Below are 22,626 nucleotides of genomic sequence, written 5' to 3'. Positions count from 1 at the left end.
GCTCGCGAGGCTAGCGCAGGGGGTGCGGGGGCGGAAGCGCCGGAAGGCGGTCAGGACTCCTTCGGCGGCTCGCCCTTGATCAGCGCGAACGGGGCGCCGAACGGGTCGGCGAGCCAGGCGATCCGGCCGACGTCCGGGACGCTCTCCGGACCCATCAGCACGGTGGCGCCGGCACCGGTGGCCCGGGCGACCACGCCGTCCACGTCGGCGGCACCGAAGTACGGCGTCCAGCTCGGCGGCTGGGCCTCGCCCATCACCGGGGCGATGCCGCCGAACGCGGTGCCCCGCAGGTCGCCCTCGGCGGGGGAGAGCACCTTGTACGTCATGCCGGGGGCGGGGAAGTCCTCGGAGCGCCAGCCGAAGACCTTCCGGTAGAAGGCGAAGCCCGCGTCGACGTCACCGGTGTGCAGTTCGGCCCAGATCAGCGCGCCGTCCTCGGAGACGACGTCCAGGCCGGTCACCGTGCCGGGCTGCCAGACCGCGAAGTCGGCGCCCTGCGGGTCGGTCAGCTGGGCCATCCGCCCGGCGTCCATCACGTCGAAGGCCGGGACCCGGACGGTGCCGCCGGCCTGCGCGACGGCCTTGCCGGTGGCCTCGGCGTCGGGCGTGCGGAAGTACGTCGTCCAGGCCGAGTGCGCGCCCTCCTCGGTGAGCGGGCCGACGGCCGCGGCCGTCTTCCCGTTCAGCTGGAGGAAGCCGTAACCGCCGGCCTCCGGGCCGGCGGACCGGAAGGTCCAGCCGAAGACCGTCCCGTAGAAGGTGGCGGCGGCGGCCGGGTCCGGGCTGCCGAGGTCGATCCAGCAGGGGGAGCCGGCGGGGAAGTCGGTGGTGAGCATGGTGTCGCGTCCCTTCGGGGAGAGGGAGACGGAAACGACGGGCGGGGGCCGGGCGGCGGCCCGCCCGGCCTCTGCCATCTGCGAGTCTGCACCCCACCGGTGACATCCGCAGCCGGGACCGCCCCCGGCTACGGGATCGGCAGGGCGTGGCGCAGGGCCTCGACGGCGTCCTCGGGGCCGTCCACCGTCAGCTCGGCGCGGGCGCCGCGGCCGAAGGCGAAGAGCACCAGCTCGCCCGGCTCGCCGGTGATCCGCACGGTCGGCATGCCGGCCGGGCCGACGGTCAGGCTCCGGCCGTCCGGGCGGATCAGCTCCAGCCGCACGGGGGAGCGGCGGCCGGCCTCCAGCCGGGCGATCAGCGGCAGCCGGCGCCAGAGCGCCTCGGCCCGGCCGGGCGGTACGGGCCGCGGCCCGGGGCCTTCACCGGCGCGGGCGACGTCCTCGGCGTGCACGTAGTACTCGACGGTGTTGGCCGCCTCGTCCGCGCCGGGCAGCGAGAACAGCGAGAGCACCGGCGGGCCGGAGCGGAACATCCGGACCAGCTCCTCGTAGGGCCGGTCGGCGTACGACTCCTGCACCCGGTGGGTCCAGCCGGCCAGCGGGCCGACCCGGATGCCCGCGGCGGCGTCCGGTCGCCGCTCGCGGATCACCAGGTGGGCGGCGAGGTCCCGGGTGGACCACCCGGCACAGAGGGTGGGCGCGTCCGGTCCGGCGGCGGCCAGCAGTTCGGCCAGGCGGTGGCGCTCGGCGAGGGCGTGGTTCGACATGCCCTCAGCCTAGGCGCCCCGCTGACGGGGGTTCAGCGCAGCCGGCCGGTGAGCTTGGTGGAGCCGGGCCGGTTGCTCGCGGTCAGGATGCAGGTGTAGTCGCGCCAGCCCTGCTGGTAGAAGGGGTAGCTCGGGCCCACCGGGTAGCTGTAGTACGGCCCGCCGCCGCCCTGCCGGGCCTCGGCGGCGGCCTGCGCCTCCTTGCAGCCGTCCCGCATCGCGTTGCCGATCTGGTAGTCGCCGGACAGCCCCTCCGGCAGCAGCTGGTCGGCGACGGCCTCGCCGTCGTGCTGATCCTCGCAGGGGCGGGCCTCCGGCTTGGTGACCGTCTTGCTCAGCTGCGGGTGGTCCAGGCAGGCGCCGACGGTGAAGAAGCTGTACGGCACCGCCTTGCTCGGCGTGGGGGTCGGCGTCGGGGTGGGCGTCGGCGTGGGGGTCGGGGTGGGCGTCGGCGAGGCCGTGGTCGGGGCGGGCGGCGGCGGCTTGGGCGCCGGGTTGTCCGCAGGCCACAGCAGGACCGTCGCCACCACCGCGAGCAGGACCGCCAGCACCGCCGCGACGGCGATCAGCAGGCCCCGGGACGGCCGGGCGTCGGAGGTGCCCCCCGGGCGGGGGCGGTCGTCGTCGCCCGGCGGCTCGGCGGGGTCGGCGGCGCGCTGCTCGGAGGTCATGACCATGAGAATGGCGCAGAACGGGGCCGCCCGGCAGGCGGTTGGCACAACTCGTTCGATCGGATGGTCGGTCCGGCGTCCCGGGGGGGCCGTCCGCCGCTGTTCACGGCCGCGGCCGGGATCCGGACGGCGGCCCCGGCCGCACGGACCGGGCTGACACAATGACCCCATGTCCACCACACCCGCCGCCCCCGGTTCCACCGCCCTGGCCGCCGAGATCGCCGCCCGCCTCAAGCGCACCGAGGACGGCCTCCTGCCGGCGATCGCGCAGCAGTACGACACCGGCGAGGTGCTGATGCTGGGCTGGATGGACGACGAGGCGCTGCACCGCACCCTCACCACGGGCCGCTGCACCTACTGGAGCCGCAGCCGCCGCGAGTACTGGGTGAAGGGCGACACCTCCGGCCACGTGCAGCGGGTCAAGTCGGTCGCGCTGGACTGCGACGGCGACACCCTGCTGGTCAAGGTCGACCAGACCGGCGCGGCCTGCCACACCGGCGACCGCACGTGCTTCGACGCCGACGTGCTCCCGCTCGGCTGACCGACCGCCCGGCCGACCACCCCCTTCCGCCCCTCCGTCGAAAGGTGCCGCACGCCATGGACCTCGAAGCCTTCCGCAAGCTCGCCGTCGACACCCGGGTCATCCCGGTCACCCGCAGGCTCCTCGCGGACGGCCTCACCCCGATCGGCCTCTATCGCAGCCTCGCCGACGAGCGCCCCGGCACCTTCCTGCTGGAGTCCGCCGAGCAGGGCCGCAGCTGGTCGCGCTACTCCTTCGTCGGCGTGCGCAGCGCCGCCACCCTGACCGCGGCCCCGGACGGCGGCGCCCGCTGGCTCGGCGCCCCGCCGGTCGGCATCCCCACCGACGGCGACCCGCTGGAGGTGCTGCGCGCCGCGCTGCGGGCCCTGCACACCCCGCGCCACCCCGACGACGGCCTGCCGCCGCTCACCGGCGGCCTGGTCGGCTACCTCGGCTACGACGTGGTCCGCCGGCTGGAGAAGCTGCCCGACCTCAACCCGGACGACCTGAAGCTGCCCGAGCTGACCCTGCTGCTCGCCACCGACCTCGCCGTGCTCGACCACGCCGACGGCACCGTGCTGCTGATCGCCAACGCGGTCAACCACAACGACCTGGCCAGCGGGGTGGACGAGGCCTACACGGACGCCGTCGCCCGGCTCGACGCGATGGAGGCCGACCTGCTCAAGCCGGTCGACCCGGGCCTGGCCACCTTCACCCCGAGCGGCCCCGGCGAGGTCCGCTCGCCGTTCGGCGGGGAGCCGTACCGGGCCGCGGTGGAGGAGATCAAGGAGCGGATCCGGGCCGGCGAGGCGTTCCAGGTGGTGCCCTCGCAGCGGTTCGAGGCGCCCTGCCCGGCCTCCGCGCTCGACGTCTACCGGGTGCTGCGCACCACCAACCCGAGCCCGTACATGTACCTGTTCCGCTTCCCCGGCCCGGACGGCGGCGCCGAGGGCGGCTTCGACGTGGTCGGCTCCAGCCCGGAGGCGCTGGTCAAGGTCACCGACGGCGCGGCGATGCTGCACCCGATCGCCGGCACCCGGCACCGCGGCGCCACCCCGCACGAGGACGCCGAGCTGGCCGCCGAGCTGCTCGCCGACCCCAAGGAGCGGGCCGAGCACCTGATGCTGGTCGACCTCGGGCGCAACGACCTCGGGCGGGTCTGCGAGCCGGGCAGCGTCGAGGTCGTCGACTTCATGCAGATCGAGCGGTACAGCCACGTCATGCACATCGTCTCCACGGTGACCGGCAAGGTCGCCGAGGGGCGGACCGCCTTCGACGTGCTGACCGCGTGCTTCCCGGCCGGCACGCTCTCCGGCGCGCCCAAGCCGCGGGCGATGCGGATCATCGAGGAGCTGGAGCCCACCCGCCGCGGCCTGTACGGCGGCTGCGTCGGCTACCTGGACTTCGCCGGGGACTCCGACACCGCGATCGCCATCCGCACCGCCGTGCTGCGCGACGGCACCGCGTACGTGCAGGCCGGCGCCGGTGTGGTGGCCGACTCCGACCCGCACGGCGAGGACACCGAATGCCGCAACAAGGCCGCCGCCGTCCTGCGCGCGGTGGCCACCGCGAATACGCTGCGTAGGCCGTAGGACCGCCGGTCCCCGCGCGGGTCGCGGGGGCCGCCGCAGCGGAAGGGACAGCAGGATGCCGGAGGCGCAGCGGCGGATCGTGACCTCCGCCAGGGAGCAGTTGGTGCGGCAGCCGGGCGGCCACGGCGGCGTCCTCGCGGACGTGCGGCTGGACGGGCAGCCGGCCGCGCTGGTGCTGCTCGTCCCGGGGGCGGTGCCGGACCCCGCCGGGCACTACCGGGCCGGGGACGCGCTGGTGGTGCTGGACGTGCTCCCGGCGCCGGAGCCGGCCGGACGCCACCGGTTCCACGCCGCCGCGGGCGTCCCGCTGTACGTCGTGGTGGACCCGCGGGAGGGCGTCTGCACGGTGCACAGCCGTCCGCTGCCCGGCGCCGGATACCGGGAGGCGGAGCGGGTGCCCTTCGGGAACGATCTCTTCCTGCCGCTGGGGGAGCGCACCCTGGTGCTGGAGACGGGCGATTTCCCGGTCGAGCCGCCCACCCCGGGTGCGGTGGCGGGGTGAGGGCGGGGGACACTGGTGCGGTGAGCGCTGAAGCCCCTACCGACGCCGTACCCGCCGCCCCCGCCGCCGCTCCCGCGCCCGCCGCGCGGGCCGGACGGCGCACGCTGGGGGTGATGCTGCTGCTCACCGCGCTGGGCGCGGTGCTGGTCCTGACCGCCGCCGGCCGGGTCTGGGCCGAGGGCACGGCGGGGACTCTGGAGGTCTCCGTCACCGGCGGGAAGATCTCCGAACTGCCCGCCGGGCTGGCGCTGGTGGCGCTGGCGGCGGCGGTGGCGGTGTTCGCGGTGCGCGGCGCCGGCCGGCTCGCGGTGGGGGCGCTGACCGTGCTGGCCGGGCTGGGCGCGGCGGCCGCCGCGGCGGCGGGCGCCGGGGACACCGCCGCGCTGGACACCGAGGCGGCCCGCAAGCTGGCGCTGACCGGCTCGGCCGCGACGGGGGTCTCGCACACCGCCTGGCCGTGGGTGGCCCTGCTGGGCGGGCTGCTGCTGGCGCTGGCCGGGCTGCTGACCGCCCGCTACGGGCGCGGCTGGCCGGCCATGGGCAGCCGCTACGAGGCGCCGACCGGCAAGGCGGCGCCGGCGAAGCGGCGGACCGCCGCCGCGGAGAGCCCGGCGGACCTGTGGAAGGCGCTGGACCGGGGCGAGGACCCGACGGCGGGCTGACCGGCCGGACCACCCTGCGGTCCGCCGCGCCGCACGGCGGCCCGGCGGACCCGACTGTGACGCGATAGACCCGGCACCCCCTTTGGGGCGTGCTTGTGTGGCCCGGCACAATGGAGACGTCAAGTGGGACACGTCAACCCGTGAGGGGCCGAGCAGGCCCGGTCGGGCCCCGAGAGCGTAGGAGCACCATCCGATGGCAGCAGCAGCACACGGCCACAACCCCGCCGCCTGGACCGGCGTGACCATCTCGTTCCTCGGCTTCGGCATCGCCGGCGTTGCGATGATCCTCCCGTCGGTGCTGCTGACCTGCGCCGGCCTGGCGGTCGTCCTGCTCGGCGGCGTGGTCGGCAAGGCCATGTCGATGGCGGGCATGGGCAAGCAGCCCAGCACCATGGTCTACACCCCCGAGGAGCAGGCCGCGCTGGCCGCCGCCTCCGCCTGATTCAACGGCACCTCGCGTGAACGGCGGCCCGCGGGCCGCCGTTTCGCTTCTCCCGCCCGGGCGCCCGGGCGGGCACAATCATGGGCGTGAACGCCGCCCCCGCCCCCACCGCCGCCCGGCCCTCCGCGCCGCGCCGGCTGGTGCCGCCGCTGTCCGCAGCGGCCGCCGTGGCCATTCCCACCGGGTACGTCGCCACGGTGGACCCGAACGTCCCCGGGCACTACCCCGACTGTCCCTTCCTGGCGGCCACCGGCTGGTGGTGCCCCGGCTGCGGCGGGCTGCGCTGCGTGCACGCGCTGACCCACGGGGACCTCAGCGGAGCGCTGCACGACAACGCGGTCGCGGTGCTGCTGTTCGCCGTGCTGGGGGTGCTCTGGGTGCGCTGGCTCTGGGCCGCGCTGCGGGCCCTGCCCGGCCCCGGGCTCGCCCTGGGGGCCCGCCGCTGGGTACTGGTCGGGCTGCTCGTCCTGGTCTTCACGGTGGTCCGCAACCTGCCGGTCGGCGCGGGCCTGGCGCCGCCCCCGGTCTGACCGTTCCGGTGGTGGGGGCGGTGTGAAGCCGCAGTTCGCGGCGGTCGCCGGGGGTCCGTTCCGTGAGACGCGCGCCGGGCGGGTGCGCCGTGCGCTCCCCCGTGCCGATACCATCGAAGGGCCGGAGGTCCGCTAGGCCGTCCGGCTCCTCGCCAGCAGGACCACGACTGGCAGACATGATGGGGGCGCCCGAGTGAGTGTGCTCGACTCGATCGTCGAAGGGGTCCGGGAGGATCTCGCCGAGCGGCAGGCCCGGGTCTCGCTGGACGAGCTCAAGGAGCTCGCCGCCAAGGCGCCGGACGCCAAGGACGGCGTGGCCGCCCTGCGTGGCGACGGTGTCCGGGTGATCTGCGAGGTCAAGCGCTCCAGCCCGTCCAAGGGCGCGCTGGCCGCGATCGCGGACCCGGCGTCGCTGGCGATCGACTACGCGGCCGGCGGTGCCGCCGCGATCAGCGTGCTGACCGAACAGCGCCGCTTCGGCGGGTCGCTGGCGGACCTGGACGCCGTCCGGGCCGCCGTGGACACCCCGCTGCTGCGCAAGGACTTCATCGTCACCGCCTACCAGCTGTGGGAGGCCCGGGCGCACGGCGCGGACCTCGCGCTGCTGATCGTCGCGGCCCTCGAGCAGCCGGCCCTGGTGTCGCTGATCGAGCGGGCCGAGTCGATCGGCCTCACCCCGCTGGTCGAGGTGCACGACGAGGAGGAGATCAAGCGCGCGGTGGACGCCGGCGCGCGGATCATCGGCGTCAACGCCCGCAACCTCAAGACCCTCGAGGTGGACCGCAACACCTTCGGCAACGTCGTCCACGCGATCCCGGACGGCATCGTCAAGGTCGCCGAGTCCGGGGTGCGCGGCCCGCTCGACGTGATCTCCTACGCCAACCTGGGCGCGGACGCGGTGCTGGTCGGCGAGTCGCTGGTGACCGGCAAGGACCCGCGGGCCGCGGTGGCCGACCTGGTCGCCGCCGGTGCCCACCCGGCGATCCGGCACAAGGACTGATCCCGCCGCCATGAAGATCGCCACCCGACTCGCTCCCGGCTGCCGCCCGCGCGGCTGCCGCGCGCCCGCACGCCGGGTGCTGGGGCGGCGGGTGCGGTACGTCATCGGCTGCGAGCCCGGGCAGGTGCCGGGGCGGCGATGGCGCGCGACGTCCGGCTGACCGCAGCCGACAGACGTCAACGTCAACCGTCGTCATCTTCCCGAGGGACTTCACCATGTCCGAACGGTCCGACAAGGACTACCTGCCCGGCGCCGAGGTGCCGGACGCGCGCGGCTACTTCGGCGCGTACGGCGGCCGCTTCATCCCGGAGGCGCTGGTCGCCGCCGTGGAGCAGGTCGCCGAGGAGTACGAGAAGGCCAAGGCCGACCCGGCCTTCACCGCCGAGCTCGACGCGCTGCTCAAGGACTACACCGGCCGCCCCAGCCCGCTGACCGATGTGCGGCGGTTCTCCGCCGAGGCGGGCGGCGCGCGCATCCTGCTCAAGCGCGAGGACCTCAACCACACCGGCTCGCACAAGATCAACAACGTGCTGGGCCAGGCGCTGCTCACCCGGCGGATGGGCAAGACCCGGATCATCGCCGAGACCGGAGCCGGCCAGCACGGCGTGGCCACCGCCACCGCCTGCGCCCTGTTCGGCTTCGACTGCACCATCTACATGGGCGAGGTCGACACCCAGCGCCAGGCGCTGAACGTCGCCCGGATGCGGATGCTCGGCGCCGAGGTCATCGCCGTGAAGTCCGGCAGCCGCACGCTCAAGGACGCCATCAACGAGGCGTTCCGCGACTGGGTCGCCAACGTGGACTCCACCCACTACCTGTTCGGCACCGTGGCCGGACCGCACCCCTTCCCGATGATGGTCCGCGACTTCCACCGGGTCATCGGCGTGGAGGCGCGCGAGCAGGTGCTGGAGCGCACCGGGCGGCTGCCCGACGCCGTGGTCGCCTGCGTCGGCGGCGGCTCCAACGCGATGGGCATCTTCCACGAGTTCATCCCGGACGCCGGGGTGCGGCTGGTCGGCTGCGAGGCGGCCGGCGAGGGCGCCGAGACCCCGCGGCACGCGGCCACCCTCACCAAGGGCGACCCGGGCGTGCTGCACGGCTCGCGCACCTACGTCCTGCAGGACGAGGACGGCCAGACCATCGAGTCGCACTCGATCTCGGCCGGCCTGGACTACCCGGGCGTCGGCCCGGAGCACGCCTGGCTGAAGGACACCGGCCGGGCCGAGTACCGCCCGGTCACCGACGACGCCGCCATGCAGGCGCTGCGGCTGCTGTCCCGCACCGAGGGCATCATCCCGGCCATCGAGAGCGCGCACGCGCTGGCCGGCGCCCTGGAGCTGGGCCGCGAGCTCGGACCCGAGGCCACCATCCTGGTCTCGCTGTCCGGGCGCGGCGACAAGGACATGCACACCGCCGCCGAGTACTTCGGCCTCTACGACGAGCCGGGCGCCGGCTCCGCCCACGGGGGTAAGTGACCATGGCTTCGAAGCTCAGTGGCATCCTGGCCGCCGCCGAGGCGGAGGACCGCGCCGCGCTGATCGGCTACCTGCCGGCCGGCTTCCCGTCCGTGGACGGCGGCGTGCGGGCGGTCAACGCGCTGATCGAGGGCGGCTGCGACGTCGTCGAGGTCGGCCTGCCGCACTCCGACCCGGTGCTGGACGGCCCGACCATCCAGACCGCCGACGACATCGCGCTGCGGGCCGGCGTGCGGATCAAGGACGTGCTGCGCACCGTCCAGGAGGTCGCCGCCGCGCACCCCGCCGCGGCGGTGCTGGTGATGACCTACTGGAACCCGGTGGACCGGTACGGCGTCGCGCGGTTCGCCGCCGACCTGGCCGCGGCCGGCGGGGCGGGCTGCATCCTGCCGGACCTGCCGGTGGAGGAGTCCGAGGAGTGGCGCAAGGCGGCCGGGGAGCACGGTCTGGACACCGTGTTCGTGGTCGCGCCGAGCAGCAAGGACAAGCGGCTGGCCGAGGTCACGGCGGCCGGCAGCGGCTTCGTGTACGCGGCCGCGGTGATGGGTGTGACCGGCAGCCGGGCGCAGGTCGGCGACCTCGCCGAGGACCTGGTCGCCCGGACCAGGGCCACCACCGAGCTGCCGGTCTGCGTCGGCCTCGGGGTGTCGACCCGTGAGCAGGCCGCGCAGGTGGCCGGGTTCGCGGACGGCGTGATCGTCGGCTCGGCGTTCGTGCAGCGCATCCTGGACGCCGACGGGGACGAGGAGGCCGCGCTGGCGGCGGTGCGTTCGCTGGCCGGCGAGCTGGCGCAGGGCGTGCGCCGGCGGTAGGACCGCCCGCCACGGCTCGTCCGGCGGCCCGTCACCCCTTCCCGGGGTGGCGGGCCGCCGTCGTTCCCGGACCCGTTCGACCCACGTCCGGTCAACCCGCCGACCCGAACGGGTGAACAGTGGCGGGCACGCGCACCAGCGGCGGTTGGGCCGCGTTGAGTGGAGGGACGAGTGCACCTGCCACGTGCCCGGTGCCCGGGGGCGAGCGAGCGGAAGGGGTCGGCCGATGCCCGGTCTTCAGCGAGCCGTGCTGCTGCGGGCGGCCGCGGCCGCGCTGGCGCTCGGCGCCGCGCTCGGGGCGCAGTGCGCGGTCGGGCCGGCACTGGCCAGGCGGGGGACGGAGCGGGCCGAGCGGGACGCCCAGGTGTGCGCGGAGGCGGTCCGGCTGGAGGCGGCGGCCCGGGCCGGCCGCTCGGCCGCCCAGGGCCGGCCGGAGCTCGCCGCCCAGGACCGCTCCGCCGCCGTCCGCCGCGACCTGGGGTGGCCGCCCGGCTGCGACCCCGACCACCCGTTAGGGTGAAATCCCCTCAAGGCGTATTAACCTTCACTCTTTTGGCTTAACTCGGAAATCCGGAGGAACCCGGCGTCCCCATGAGCGGTTCATAGGGGCGTGACGGTGTTTCCCGAGGGGGTTGTCCGGATGGCCGGGCCGGCGACTGAGTGGATCGGCACGGCCGCCCGGCTCGGCCTGGCCGTGGTCTGGGGCTGGGCCGGGCTGGCGAAGATCGCCGACCCGGCGGAGGCCGCCCAGGCGGTGCGCGCGTACGAGATCCTGCCCGAGTCCCTGGTCAAACCGGTGGGCCACGGGCTGCCCTTCCTGGAACTGGCGCTCGCCCTGCTGCTGGTGATCGGCCTGGGCACGCGCCTGGTCGCGGCCGTCTCGGCGGTGCTGCTGCTCGCCTTCATCGGCGGGATCACCTCCGCGTGGGCGCGCGGCATCTCGATCGACTGCGGCTGCTTCGGCGGCGGCGGGGCGGTCGACGCCTCGCAGACCGAGTACCTGCAGGAGATCCTGCGCGACACCGGGTTCCTGCTGCTGGCCGGCTGGCTGGTCTGGCGGCCCCGCACGAAGTTCTCCGTGGACGGCTGGCTGGCCGGCTGAGTGCCGGCTCCGCCGTCCCCGTCCCACCCACCGCACCCCCACCCCCCGAACCTGGAATTCCAAGGCTGATGAGCGAGAAGAACCGAGAAGGCAAGCGCACCGCCCGTGAGCGGATGCTGGCGGAGCGGGCCGAGGACGAGGCCCGCGGCCGGCGGAGGAAGAAGCTGATCATCGGCGGCGTGGCGCTCGCGGTGATCGCCGCCGCGGTGGTCACCGGCGTGGTGGTGCAGGACCAGCGCTCCACCCCGGAGACCCCCACCGCCGTCCCGGCCGGCACCATCGGGGACAAGAACCTGGTCGTCCCGGTGGGCTCGGACAACGCGCCGTCCGTCCTCACCGTCTACGAGGACCCGCGCTGCCCCGCCTGCGGCATCTTCGAGCGGGAGTTCTCGTCCACCATCAGCCAGCTGGAGGACGCGGGCAAGATCTTCACCAACTACCACATCGTCTCGTTCATCGACCGGGCCGTGCAGGGCAAGGGCTCCAAGTACGCCGCCAACGCGCTCGGCTGCGCCCAGGACGCCGGGCACTTCCGCGACTACCACGACGTGCTGTACCGCAACCAGCCGGACGAGACCAACGACGCCTTCGGGAACAAGGCCACCCTGATCAACCTCGCCAAGCAGGTCGACGGCCTGGTCACACCGACCTTCGAGGCCTGCGTCAACGACGTGAAGTTCAGCGGATGGGTGTCCGCCGTGCAGCAGGACTTCGACAAGTCCGGCTTCAAGTCCACGCCGACCGTGCTGCTCAACGGGCAGCCGATCTACCCGAAGTTCAACAACGAGGAGATCACCCCGGCCAACCTGGTGAAGTGGGTGGACGCGGCCAACCAGGGCAAGCAGCTGGGCACCCCCGGCGCCCACGGCCAGTCCCCGGCGCCCACCAGCACCACGTCGGAGGCCAACAACCCCTCGCCGAACGCCGGCTGAGCGGGCGCGTACGCTGCGGGGTGGCCGCCGCCCCCTCCCCGTCCGGAGGGGGTGGCGGCGGGCCGTGCTCCGGGCCCGCGCCCCGATCTGTGCCCGACTGTGACCGCCGGGGTGTCCTGGACGGGCCGTCGACCCTGTAGCGTCGGAGCTGCCATGGATATCGCCTACATTCCCAGCCCGTCGCGGGGTGTCCTGTACCTCGGACCGATCCCGCTGCGCGCCTACGCCTTCTGCATCATCCTCGGTGTCGTCGTCGCCGTCTGGCTCGGCAGCAAGCGCTGGGTCGCCCGGGGCGGTGGCCGGCACACCGTGGGTGACATCGCCGTCTGGGCCGTGCCGTTCGGCCTGGTCGGCGGCCGGCTGTACCACGTGATCACCGACAACCAGCTGTACTTCGGCGAGGGGAAGAACCCCTGGAACGCCCTGAAGATCTGGGAGGGCGGCCTCGGCATCTGGGGCGCGATCGCGCTCGGCGCGGTCGGCGCCTGGATCGGCGCCCGCCGCCGCGGCGTCCCGCTGCCCGCCTACGCGGACGCCATCGCCCCGGGCATCGTGCTCGCCCAGGCGCTCGGCCGCTGGGGCAACTGGTTCAACCAGGAGCTGTACGGCCGGGAGACCACCCTGCCGTGGGGCCTGGAGATCACCAAGACGCTGCCCAACGGCGAGGTCGTCACCACGATCCACCACCCGACCTTCCTCTACGAGTCGCTCTGGTGCGTGGGCGTCGCGCTGCTGGTGATCTGGGCGGACAAGCGGTTCACCCTGGGCCACGGGCGGGCCTTCGCGCTGTACGTGGCCGGGTACACGGCGGGCCGGTTCTGGACCGAGTGGCTGCGGGTCGACGAGGCGCACCACATCCTGGGCCTGCGGCTGAACGACTGGGTGGCGATCCTGGTCTTCCTCGGGGCCGTGGCGTACTTCGTGGTCGTCGGGAAGAAGCGGCCCGGCCGGGAGGACCCGGCGAGCATCGATCCGATGGCGAACGCCGAGGCGCAGGCCGGGGAGCCCTCCGACGCGCCGTCCGACGAGCCGGGTGACCTGCCGAAGGCGGAGCGGGACGCGGAGCCCGCCGGCGCCGCGGAGTCCGGCGCCAAGCGCGACAAGCTGGAGAAGGGCGCCAAGAACCCGGCCTGACCTGCGCCGACCCCCTGCTCCCGGCCGCCTCCGCACCCCGTGCGGAGGCGGCCGAAGCCGTGTTCGGACAGCCTAACTTTGCTGGAAGTGCCCAGCTCAAGAGGGTTACGGTCAATCAGTAAGGCGATCTGACCAAGGAACGGAGGGGAACGGCCGTGACTGCGACCGCCCTGGAACACGAGGCCGGGCACCAGCCCCGGATACCCACCGCGGGGCACCACCGGGACGTCAACGGCGGCTGGCTGCGGCCGGCGGTGTTCGGTGCGATGGACGGCCTGGTCTCCAACTTCGCGCTGATGACCGGCGTCGTCGGCGGCGCGGTCTCCACCAGCACCGTGGTGCTCACCGGCCTCGCCGGGCTGGCGGCCGGCGCCTGCTCGATGGCGGCGGGCGAGTACACCTCGGTGGCCTCCCAGCGGGAGCTTGTGCAGGCCGAGATCGAGGCCGAGCGGCTGGAGCTGCGCCGCAACCCGCACGGCGAGCTGGCCGAGCTGGCCCAGCTGTACGTCGAGCGCGGGGTGGATCCCGAGCTGGCCCACGAGGTGGCGCGGCAGCTGTCCGCCGACCCGGAGCAGACGCTGGAGATCCACGCCCGCGAGGAGCTCGGCATCGATCCCAACGACCTGCCCTCGCCGTGGGTGGCGGCCGGTTCCTCCTTCGTCTGCTTCGCGGTGGGCGCGCTGCTGCCGCTGCTGCCGTACCTGCTGGGCGCGACCTCGCTGCTGCCGGCGCTGCTGGTCGCGGCGGCCGGGCTGTTCGTCTGCGGTGCGGTGGTGGCCCGGGTGACGGCGCGCAGCTGGTGGTACAGCGGTCTGCGGCAGCTGGCGCTGGGCGGTGTCGCGGCCGCGGTGACCTACCTGCTGGGCATGCTGATCGGCGGGCAGGTCGGCTGACGCCGGACGGGTCGAGGGGGCGACCGGGCGGGCGGCCGAGGGGCCGGAGGGACTGACGGGCCGGGTCGGCCGAGCACTGTGCCGTTGCATTGTTATGCGCCCGAACGGGTGAGGTTGCACACACGGTCGCCCGGCCGGACCTGTCCTTGTCTCGCCATGTGGGCCCATTTGCCGAGGAATCGCATCCACGGATCGATTTCCGAGCTGGAATCGCAGGCCGCATTGATCGACTTCGGTGGCCGAGGGATGTGGCCCCTGTTTCAGCCCGTGGAGCGCCGGGCACAATCGTCGGGACGTGCGGTGTGGCACGTTCCCTCATCACCCCCGTGACCTGCGGATCCGTCCGCGATGTGGACGCTTTTTTCCGCTTCCCGGGGTCTTCGGCATCATGTAACGTGCGTGCCTCCATCGCATCAGGGCCAGCGTCGTCCCTACTGCACCAATTTCGAAAGACGACGACGGGAGAGCCGATGCTGTCTGCATCCATGCACTCCGCCAACGAGCCCCAGGCCGGCGCCGCCCGCCCGCCGTACGCGCTCGTTCCGGATGCGCGACCTGCTGCTCAGGGCCTGTACGACCCGCGAAACGAGCACGACGCCTGCGGCGTCGGATTCGTCGCCACGCTGACCGGCACCGCCGACCACACCGTCGTCGAGCAGGCGCTGACCGTCCTGCGCAACCTGGAGCACCGCGGCGCCACCGGCGCCGAGCCGGACTCCGGTGACGGCGCGGGCATCCTCACCCAGATCCCGGACGCCTTCCTGCGCGCCCAGGTGGCCTTCGACCTCCCGGCGGCCGGCGGCTACGCGGTGGGCATCGCCTTCCTGCCCGACGCCGACGACGAGGACGCCGCCGCCGTCGCCCGGATCGAGGCGATCGCGGACGAGGAGGGCCTGACCGTCCTCGGCTGGCGCGACGTCCCGGTCACCCCCGACCTGCTGGGCGCCACCGCCCGCGGCGTCATGCCGCGCTTCCGCCAGCTCTTCCTGGCCGGCGAGGGCAAGGCCGGCCTGGCGCTGGACCGGGTCGCCTTCGTGGTCCGCAAGCGCTCCGAGCGCGAGGCCGGGGTCTACTTCCCCTCGCTCTCCGCGCGCACCATCGTCTACAAGGGCATGCTGACCACCGGCCAGCTGGAGCCCTTCTTCCCCGACCTGTCGGACCGGCTCTACGCCTCCGCGCTCGGTCTGGTGCACTCGCGCTTCTCCACCAACACCTTCCCGAGCTGGCCGCTCGCCCACCCGTACCGGTTCGTCGCGCACAACGGCGAGATCAACACGGTCAAGGGCAACCGGAACTGGATGACCGCCCGGGAGTCCCAGCTCGCCACCGACCTCATCCCCGCCAACCGCAACGGGCAGGGGCTGGAGCGGATCTTCCCGATCTGCACCCCCGACCACTCCGACTCGGCCTCCTTCGACGAGGTCCTGGAGCTGCTCCACCTCGGCGGCCGCTCGCTGCCGCACGCCGTGCTGATGATGATCCCGGAGGCGTGGGAGAACCACGCCACGATGGACCCGTCCCGCCGCGCGTTCTACCGGTACCACTCCAACCTGATGGAGCCCTGGGACGGCCCGGCCTGCGTCACCTTCACCGACGGCACGCAGATCGGTGCCGTGCTGGACCGCAACGGCCTGCGCCCGGCCCGCTACTGGATCACCGAGGACGGCCTGGTCGTCCTCTCCTCCGAGGTCGGCGTGCTCGACATCGAGCAGACCCGGGTGGTCAAGAAGGGCCGGCTGCAGCCCGGCCGGATGTTCCTCGTCGACACCGCGGAGCACCGCATCGTCGAGGACGAGGAGATCAAGTCGGCGCTGGCCGCCGAGCACCCCTACGAGGAGTGGGTGGAGGCCGGGCAGATCCAGCTCGCCAAGCTCCCCGAGCGCGAGCACATCGCGCACACCCACGCCTCGGTCACCCGCCGCCAGCAGACCTTCGGCTACACCGAGGAGGAGCTGCGGGTCATCCTGGCGCCGATGGCCAAGACCGGCGCCGAGGCGCTCGGCTCGATGGGCACCGACTCGCCGATCGCCGCGCTGAGCGAGAAGCCGCGACTGCTGTTCGACTACTTCGTGCAGCTGTTCGCCCAGGTCACCAACCCGCCGCTGGACGCGATCCGCGAGGAACTGGTCACCTCGCTGCTGTCCAACCTCGGCCCCGAGGGCAACCTGCTGGCCGCCGAGGCCGCCGCCTGCCGCTCCGTCGGCATCACCTTCCCGGTGATCGACAACGACGAGCTGGCCAAGCTGGTCCACGTCAACGCGGACGGCGACCAGCCCGGCCTCAAGGCCGTCACGCTGTCCGGCCTGTACAAGGTCGCCGGCGGCGGCGAGGCGCTGGCCGCCCGGCTCGCCGCGATCGCCGCCGAGGCCGACGCGGCGATCGCCGACGGCACCCGGATCATCGTGCTCTCCGACCGGCACTCGGACGCCGAGCACGCCCCGATCCCCTCGCTGCTGCTCACCTCGGCGATCCACCACCACCTCATCCGCACCAAGCAGCGCACCCGGGTGTCGCTGCTGGTCGAGGCCGGTGACGTCCGCGAGGTGCACCACGTCGCGCTGCTGATCGGCTACGGCGCCGGCGCGGTCAACCCGTACCTGGCCATGGAGTCGGTCGAGGACCTCGTCGCCCAGGGCACCTTCCTGACCGCGATCGAGCCCGAGAAGGCGATCAGGAACCTGATCAAGGCGCTCGGCAAGGGCGTGCTCAAGGTGATGTCCAAGATGGGCATCTCCACCGTCGCCTCCTACCGCGGCGCGCAGGTCTTCGAGGCCATCGGCCTCTCCCGGGAGCTGGTGGACGCCTACTTCGCCGGCACCACCACCAAGCTCGGCGGCATCGGCCTGGACGAGATCGCGAAGGAGACCGCCGCCCGGCACGCCAAGGCCTACCCGGCCTCCGGCATCCCGGCCGCGCACCGCGCGCTGGAGATCGGCGGGGAGTACCAGTGGCGCCGCGAGGGCGAGCCCCACCTGTTCGACCCGGACACCGTCTTCCGGCTGCAGCACTCCACCCGCAACCGGCGCTACGACGTCTTCAAGCAGTACACGGACCGGGTGAACGAGCAGTCCGAGCGGCTGATGACGCTGCGCGGCCTGTTCAAGCTCGACGCGCTCGGCCGCACCCCGGTGCCCGTCGAGGAGGTCGAGCCGGTCTCCGAGATCGTCAAGCGCTTCTCCACCGGCGCCATGTCGTACGGCTCGATCTCCCTCGAGGCGCACGAGACCCTGGCGATCGCGATGAACCGCCTCGGCGGCAAGTCCAACACCGGTGAGGGCGGCGAGGACCCGGACCGCCTGTACGACCCGGAGCGCCGCTCGGCGATCAAGCAGGTCGCCTCCGGCCGGTTCGGCGTCACCTCCGAGTACCTGGTCAACGCGGACGACATCCAGATCAAGATGGCCCAGGGCGCCAAGCCCGGCGAGGGCGGCCAGCTGCCCGGCCACAAGGTGTACCCGTGGGTCGCCAGGACCCGGCACTCCACCCCGGGTGTCGGCCTGATCTCGCCGCCGCCGCACCACGACATCTACTCGATCGAGGACCTGGCGCAGCTGATCCACGACCTCAAGAACGCCAACCCCGAGGCCCGCATCCACGTGAAGCTGGTCTCCGAGGTCGGCGTCGGCACGGTCGCGGCCGGCGTCTCCAAGGCGCACGCGGACGTCGTGCTGGTCTCCGGCCACGACGGCGGCACCGGCGCCTCGCCGCTCACCTCGCTCAAGCACGCGGGCGGCCCCTGGGAGCTCGGCCTCGCCGAGACCCAGCAGACCCTGCTGCTCAACGGCCTGCGCGACCGGATCGTGGTGCAGACCGACGGCCAGCTGAAGACCGGCCGCGACGTCGTCATCGCCGCCCTGCTGGGCGCCGAGGAGTTCGGCTTCGCGACCGCCCCGCTGGTAGTCTCCGGCTGCATCATGATGCGCGTCTGCCACCTGGACACCTGCCCGGTCGGCGTCGCCACCCAGAACCCGGTGCTGCGCGAGCGGTTCTCCGGCAAGCCGGAGTTCGTGGTCAACTTCTTCGAGTTCATCGCCGAGGAGGTCCGGGAGCTCCTGGCCTCGCTGGGCTTCCGCTCGATCGAGGAGGCCGTCGGCCACGCCGAGCACATCGACGCCGAGGCCGCGGTCGACCACTGGAAGGCCGCCGGGCTCGACCTCGCCCCGCTGTTCCACGTGCCCGAGCTGCCCGAGGGCGCGGCCCTGCACCGCACCACCACGCAGGACCACGCGCTGGACAAGGCCCTGGACAACCAGCTGATCGACCTGGCCCAGGACGCCCTGGAGAACGGTGACGCCGTCCGCATCCAGCTGCCGATCCGCAACGTCAACCGGACCGTCGGCACCATGCTCGGCCACCAGGTGACCAAGCGGTACCGCGGCGAGGGCCTGCCGGAGGGGACCATCGACGTCACCTTCACCGGCTCGGCCGGCCAGTCCTTCGGCGCCTTCGTGCCGCGCGGCATCACGCTGCGCCTGGAGGGCGACGCCAACGACTACGTCGGCAAGGGCCTGTCCGGCGGCGTGATCGTGGTCCGCCCGGCCCGCGACGCGGCGGCGATCGGCAACGACGCGCAGAACCACGTCATCGCCGGCAACACCATCGGCTACGGCGCCACCGGCGGCCGGATCCACCTGCGCGGCAAGGCCGGCGAGCGGTTCGCCGTCCGCAACTCCGGGGCCACCCTGGTGGTCGAGGGCGTGGGCGACCACGGCCTGGAGTACATGACCGGCGGCCGGGTCGTCGTCCTCGGCGAGACCGGGCGCAACCTGGCGGCCGGCATGTCCGGCGGCATCGCCTACGTGCTGGACCTGCGCCCGGGATGCGTCAACAGCGGCATGGTGGGCATCGAGGCCCCCGACGCCGCCGCCCGCGAATGGCTGCGCGAGACCGTGCAGCAGCACTACGAGGAGACCGGCTCCACCGTGGCGGCCGAGCTCCTGGCGGACTGGGGCAGCGGGGTCTCCCGCTTCTCCACGATCATGCCGACCGACTACAAGGCAGTGCTCGCCGCCAAGGACGCCGCTGAGCGCGATGGCCTCTCCGAGGCCGAGACCACTCGCAAGATGATGGAGGCGGCACGTGGCTGACCCCAAGGGCTTCCTGACCACGCCCAAGCAGCTGGCCGAGCGGCGTCCGGTGGACGTGCGCCTGCGCGACTGGAACGAGGTCTACGTCGAGCGCAGCCTGCTCCCGATCATCACCAAGCAGGCCGGGCGCTGCATGGACTGCGGCATCCCGTTCTGCCACAACGGGTGCCCGCTCGGGAACCTCGTCCCCGAGTGGAACGACCTCGCCTACCGGGACGACTGGAAGGGCGCGATCGAGCGGCTGCACGCGACCAACAACTTCCCGGAGTTCACCGGGCGGCTCTGCCCGGCGCCCTGCGAGTCGGCCTGCGTGCTCGGCATCAACCAGGACGCGGTGACCATCAAGAACGTCGAGGTCACCATCATCGACAAGGCCTGGGACCGCGGCGGGGTCACCCCGCAGGTGCCGGAGCGGCTGTCCGGCAAGACGGTCGCCGTGGTCGGCTCCGGGCCGGCCGGGCTGGCCGCCGCCCAGCAGCTCACCCGGGCCGGGCACACCGTGGTGGTGTACGAGCGGGCCGACCGGATCGGCGGTCTGCTGCGGTACGGCATCCCCGAGTTCAAGATGGAGAAGCGCCACATCAACCGCCGCATCGAGCAGATGCGCGCGGAGGGCACCCGGTTCCGCACCGGCGTGCACGTGGGCGAGGACATCACCGGGCAGCAGCTGCGCGAGCGCTTCGACGCGGTGGTCGTCGCCGCCGGCGCCACCACCGCCCGCGACCTGCCGGTGCCCGGGCGCGAGCTCAAGGGCGTCCACCAGGCCATGGAGTACCTGCCGCTGGCCAACAAGGTGCAGGAGGGCGACTTCGTGGAGTCGCCGATCAGCGCCAAGGGCAAGCACGTCGTGGTGATCGGCGGCGGCGACACCGGCGCGGACTGTGTCGGCACCGCGCACCGGCAGGGGGCGGCCTCCGTCACCCAGCTGGAGATCATGCCGCGGCCCGGCGAGGACCGGCCGGCCCACCAGCCGTGGCCGACCATGCCGATGACCTACAAGGTGACCTCGGCGCACGAGGAGGGCGGCGAGCGGATCTACTCCGTCTCCACCACCCACTTCAGCGGCGACGAGGAGGGCAACGTCCAGCAGCTGCACCTCGTCGAGGTGGAGTTCAAGGACGGGCGGTTCGAGCAGGTGCCGGGCACCGAGCGGGCCGTCCCGGCGCAGCTGGTCACCCTGGCGATGGGCTTCACCGGGACGGACGTGAAGAACGGTCTGGTCGAGCAGCTGGGCGTCGACCTCGACGCACGCGGTAATGTGGCCCGGGACGGCCGCTTCGCCACCAATGTCGATGGCGTCTACGTCTGCGGTGACGCGGGACGAGGCCAGTCCCTGATCGTCTGGGCCATCGCGGAGGGCCGTTCGGCCGCCGCGGCGGTCGACACCTACCTGGGCGGCAAGACCCCGCTGCCCGCCCCGATCCGGCCGACGGACCGCCCGCTGGTGGTCTGATCCGGTCCAGGTAGCCCGGCGCCGCACTGCCGGGTCGTACCGAGCCGCACCCCGTCAGCGTCGCCGGGCCACCGCGGTCCCTGGCGCCTGCCCACATCCCCGACCAGTTTGGGGGCAGGCGCCTTTCGCGTTCCCGGGGGCGGGTCAGTCCTCGGGGAAGTAGACGGGGCGGCCGGCGAGGTTGAGGACCACGCGGTCGCCCAGGGGCCGGGTGAACCGGAACAGGGCGCTCCGTCCGGCGCCGTTCGGTTCGCAGTCGGTCGGGCGGCCGGTGGTGCGGCCGATCAGGACCAGGACGTCGGCGGTCTCGTACACAGCGCCCGGGAGCGCGTCGGCGCAGTCGTGGGGGTACATCACGCCCTCCAGCCCCTTCTCGTCGTGGAACGCGAGGAGGACGTCCGCGATCCCCGTGGGGAGGTCCTCGTCCGGCACGGTGTAGCGGGCGGACTTCTGTGCCGACTCCACCTCCACGGCGGCGACGGCGTAGGGCTCGTCGAGGCCGGCGAACCGGAACTCCCAGACCGGGACCGTCGCGGTTCCGCGGCTGGTCAGCTGGGGCCGGGTCCCGGGCCGGACGGCGGTGACGGTGAGCCGGGTGTCGCAGGGTTCCCTGGTGCAGGGGTTGTCGCGGTAACGGACGAGTTCCCCGTAGGCGGCGCGGGGGTCGGTCAGCGGCAGGGCGGTGGACGTCCCGTCCGCGAAGGAGACCGTCCCGGCGCCGGAGGCCGGCGGGAGCCCGGCCTCCAGAGCGATCCGGCCGCCGAGGAAGGCCGCGAACGCGCCGTCGTTCCGGGAGAAGTCCTTCGGCAGCCAGAACTGACCCTCCCGCTGCGGGAAGTAGCCGCTGTACCAGCTCTGGCCCATCGCGGATCCGGGCCAGGCCTGCGCCACCTGGCGGGCCCGTTCCAGGGCCCCACCGGGGACCGGGACGTCGCTCTGCTCCGGGGCGGGGGCGGTGTCACCGGGTACGGCGAGCACGGTGAGCACGGCGAGCGCGATGATCGGGAGCGCGGCGGTGCGAAGTCGTCTCAGCACATGGTCGGGGACGCACGGCGGCGCGGTCGGGTTGCGTCAACGGTTGTCGATTCCGGCCGAGTTGCGGCTCCCGGGGGCACTCCGGGGGGCTGGGGATGTGCATGGCGACGGCGGGGGACTAGAGTGCGTTCCGGGGAGCTACGAGTCGGCTACCGCGCGTATCCGGACGGTGGTCGTCCGGGCGGTCACGGCGGCGGTCGACGGCTCCGTCGAGGGTGTTCCGAGGACTGTTGTTTGTCGGTCCCTGATGGAAGACTGCGGCCGACGGCCGGGGGGCTGCCGAGGTGCGGAGGGTTGAGGCGATGGGTGCGACTCAGGCGGGTGGTGGTGCCACCGTGCGGCGTCTGCTGCTGGGGTCGCAGCTGCGAAGGCTCCGGGAGGCCCGGGGCGTCAGCCGGGAGGAGGCCGGGTACTCGATCCGGGCCTCCGAGTCGAAGATCAGCCGGATGGAACTCGGCCGGGTCGGCTTCAAGGAGCGCGACGTCGCCGACCTGCTGACGCTGTACGGGGTCGACGCGGAGCCGGAGCGGGCCTCGGTGCTGGGGCTGGTGCGGGCGGCCAACGCGACGTCCTGGTGGCACGGGTACGGGGACGTGCTGCCGGGCTGGTTCCAGAACTACCTGGGCCTGGAGGAGGCCGCCACCGAGATCCGCAGCTACGAGGTGCAGTTCGTCCACGGGCTGCTGCAGACCGCCGACTACGCCCGGGCCGTGATCACCCACGGCGGGCACGTCACCGAGCCGGCCGAGATCGAGCGGCGGGTGGAGGTGCGGCTCAAGCGCCAGGAGGTGCTGAGCGCCGAGCGGGCGCCGCGGCTGGTCGCGGTGCTGGACGAGGCCGTGCTGCGCCGGCCCTGGGGCGGGCCGGAGCTGATGCGGGCGCAGGTCGACCGGCTGCTGGAGCTGACCGAACTGCCGAACGTCGAGTTCCAGGTGATGCCGCTGGGCTTCGGCGGGCTGCGCGCGGAGGGCGGGGCGTTCTCGGTGCTGGCCTTCGACGAGCAGGAGCTGCCGGACATCGTGTACCTGGAGCAGTTCACCACCGCGCTGTACCTGGACAAGCCGGCGGAGGTCGCCGAGTACGCGGGGGCGATGGACGGTCTGGTGGCGGACAGTCTCTCTCCCGAGCGGACACGAGAACTTCTTCGCTCGGTACGCCAAGAGCTCTGACGGATAAGTACG

22 protein-coding genes are annotated in these 22,626 nt (G+C 73.4%); 18 read left to right on the top strand and 4 right to left on the bottom strand.

From position 1 onward, the window contains the following. Nucleotides 1–50: 50 nt before the first annotated feature. The 3 genes from ACFVUH_RS04570 to ACFVUH_RS04560 form a co-directional block, all read right to left on the bottom strand. Nucleotides 51–836 (bottom strand): VOC family protein, encoded by a 786-nt coding sequence (locus tag ACFVUH_RS04570; protein WP_387911152.1) that lies wholly within the window; start codon nt 834–836, stop codon nt 51–53. Between the two features lie 128 nt (nt 837–964). Continuing rightward, entirely contained in the window at nt 965–1,603 is a 639-nt protein-coding gene (locus ACFVUH_RS04565) for a TIGR03085 family metal-binding protein (protein ID WP_355361627.1), read from the bottom strand. 32 nt (nt 1,604–1,635) lie between these two features. After that, the gene (locus tag ACFVUH_RS04560; protein WP_387911150.1) at nt 1,636–2,274 is read right to left on the bottom strand and encodes a hypothetical protein; all 639 of its coding nucleotides are present in this window, start codon (nt 2,272–2,274) and stop codon (nt 1,636–1,638) included. A 169-nt stretch (nt 2,275–2,443) separates the two neighbouring features. On the opposite strand from ACFVUH_RS04560, the gene hisI reads away from it, so the two are divergent. From hisI to ACFVUH_RS04475, 17 genes are all read left to right on the top strand, one after another. Next, nucleotides 2,444–2,815 carry a phosphoribosyl-AMP cyclohydrolase gene (hisI, locus tag ACFVUH_RS04555; RefSeq protein WP_387911148.1) on the top strand — a complete coding sequence of 124 codons (372 nt, stop codon included), beginning with the start codon at nt 2,444–2,446 and terminating at the stop codon, nt 2,813–2,815. A gap of 56 nt (nt 2,816–2,871) precedes the next feature. Beyond that, nucleotides 2,872–4,386 (top strand): anthranilate synthase component I, encoded by a 1,515-nt coding sequence (locus tag ACFVUH_RS04550; protein ID WP_387911146.1) that lies wholly within the window; start codon nt 2,872–2,874, stop codon nt 4,384–4,386. Nucleotides 4,387–4,441: 55 nt separating this feature from the next. Further along, entirely contained in the window at nt 4,442–4,888 is a 447-nt protein-coding gene (locus ACFVUH_RS04545) for a hypothetical protein (protein ID WP_355361619.1), read from the top strand. A gap of 20 nt (nt 4,889–4,908) precedes the next feature. After that, entirely contained in the window at nt 4,909–5,550 is a 642-nt protein-coding gene (locus ACFVUH_RS04540; RefSeq protein ID WP_355361617.1) for a TIGR02234 family membrane protein, read from the top strand. Nucleotides 5,551–5,743: 193 nt separating this feature from the next. Then, the gene (locus ACFVUH_RS04535) at nt 5,744–5,992 is read left to right on the top strand and encodes an HGxxPAAW family protein (RefSeq protein WP_355361615.1); all 249 of its coding nucleotides are present in this window, start codon (nt 5,744–5,746) and stop codon (nt 5,990–5,992) included. An 80-nt stretch (nt 5,993–6,072) separates the two neighbouring features. Continuing rightward, entirely contained in the window at nt 6,073–6,522 is a 450-nt protein-coding gene (locus ACFVUH_RS04530) for a DUF2752 domain-containing protein (protein WP_387911145.1), read from the top strand. Between the two features lie 193 nt (nt 6,523–6,715). After that, a complete protein-coding gene (gene trpC, locus ACFVUH_RS04525; RefSeq protein WP_355361611.1) occupies nt 6,716–7,522 on the top strand; it encodes an indole-3-glycerol phosphate synthase TrpC in 807 nt (268 codons plus the stop codon). A gap of 10 nt (nt 7,523–7,532) precedes the next feature. After that, complete coding sequence (gene trpM / locus ACFVUH_RS04520; RefSeq protein WP_350543990.1) at nt 7,533–7,682, top strand: tryptophan biosynthesis modulator TrpM; 150 nt, start codon at nt 7,533–7,535, stop codon at nt 7,680–7,682. 55 nt (nt 7,683–7,737) lie between these two features. Then, entirely contained in the window at nt 7,738–8,997 is a 1,260-nt protein-coding gene (trpB, locus tag ACFVUH_RS04515; RefSeq protein ID WP_387911143.1) for a tryptophan synthase subunit beta, read from the top strand. 2 nt (nt 8,998–8,999) lie between these two features. After that, nucleotides 9,000–9,809, top strand: a complete 810-nt coding sequence (trpA, locus tag ACFVUH_RS04510; RefSeq protein ID WP_355361607.1) for a tryptophan synthase subunit alpha — start codon at nt 9,000–9,002, stop codon at nt 9,807–9,809. Nucleotides 9,810–10,035: 226 nt separating this feature from the next. Beyond that, entirely contained in the window at nt 10,036–10,329 is a 294-nt protein-coding gene (locus ACFVUH_RS04505) for a hypothetical protein (RefSeq protein ID WP_355361605.1), read from the top strand. A 120-nt stretch (nt 10,330–10,449) separates the two neighbouring features. Next, nucleotides 10,450–10,911, top strand: a complete 462-nt coding sequence (locus ACFVUH_RS04500) for a MauE/DoxX family redox-associated membrane protein (protein WP_355361603.1) — start codon at nt 10,450–10,452, stop codon at nt 10,909–10,911. Nucleotides 10,912–10,979: 68 nt separating this feature from the next. Further along, the gene (locus ACFVUH_RS04495; RefSeq protein ID WP_355361601.1) at nt 10,980–11,843 is read left to right on the top strand and encodes a thioredoxin domain-containing protein; all 864 of its coding nucleotides are present in this window, start codon (nt 10,980–10,982) and stop codon (nt 11,841–11,843) included. A 153-nt stretch (nt 11,844–11,996) separates the two neighbouring features. Continuing rightward, nucleotides 11,997–12,977: a prolipoprotein diacylglyceryl transferase gene (gene lgt / locus ACFVUH_RS04490; protein ID WP_355361599.1), complete on the top strand. Its 981-nt coding sequence runs from the start codon at nt 11,997–11,999 to the stop codon at nt 12,975–12,977. A 170-nt stretch (nt 12,978–13,147) separates the two neighbouring features. Next, nucleotides 13,148–13,870, top strand: a complete 723-nt coding sequence (locus tag ACFVUH_RS04485) for a VIT1/CCC1 transporter family protein (protein ID WP_387911336.1) — start codon at nt 13,148–13,150, stop codon at nt 13,868–13,870. Nucleotides 13,871–14,355: 485 nt separating this feature from the next. Further along, complete coding sequence (gltB, locus tag ACFVUH_RS04480; RefSeq protein WP_387911335.1) at nt 14,356–18,957, top strand: glutamate synthase large subunit; 4,602 nt, start codon at nt 14,356–14,358, stop codon at nt 18,955–18,957. Continuing rightward, nucleotides 18,950–20,410, top strand: a complete 1,461-nt coding sequence (locus ACFVUH_RS04475; RefSeq protein WP_355361597.1) for a glutamate synthase subunit beta — start codon at nt 18,950–18,952, stop codon at nt 20,408–20,410. Before gltB ends, ACFVUH_RS04475 begins: the two co-directional genes overlap by 8 nt. A 144-nt stretch (nt 20,411–20,554) precedes the next feature. Here the strand turns inward: ACFVUH_RS04475 and ACFVUH_RS04470 are convergent, their stop codons facing one another. Next, the gene (locus ACFVUH_RS04470) at nt 20,555–21,445 is read right to left on the bottom strand and encodes a hypothetical protein (RefSeq protein WP_387911140.1); all 891 of its coding nucleotides are present in this window, start codon (nt 21,443–21,445) and stop codon (nt 20,555–20,557) included. 302 nt (nt 21,446–21,747) lie between these two features. On the opposite strand from ACFVUH_RS04470, the gene ACFVUH_RS04465 reads away from it, so the two are divergent. Continuing rightward, nucleotides 21,748–22,614 carry a helix-turn-helix transcriptional regulator gene (locus ACFVUH_RS04465; protein ID WP_355361593.1) on the top strand — a complete coding sequence of 289 codons (867 nt, stop codon included), beginning with the start codon at nt 21,748–21,750 and terminating at the stop codon, nt 22,612–22,614. The last annotated feature ends 12 nt before the right edge of the window (nt 22,615–22,626 follow it).

It is taken from the genome of Kitasatospora sp. NPDC058032 (assembly GCF_042885845.1).
GTDB lineage: Bacteria > Actinomycetota > Actinomycetes > Streptomycetales > Streptomycetaceae > Kitasatospora.
The sequence above is the reverse complement of the archived record's forward strand: the minus strand, read 5'-3'. Positions and strand labels throughout refer to the sequence as shown.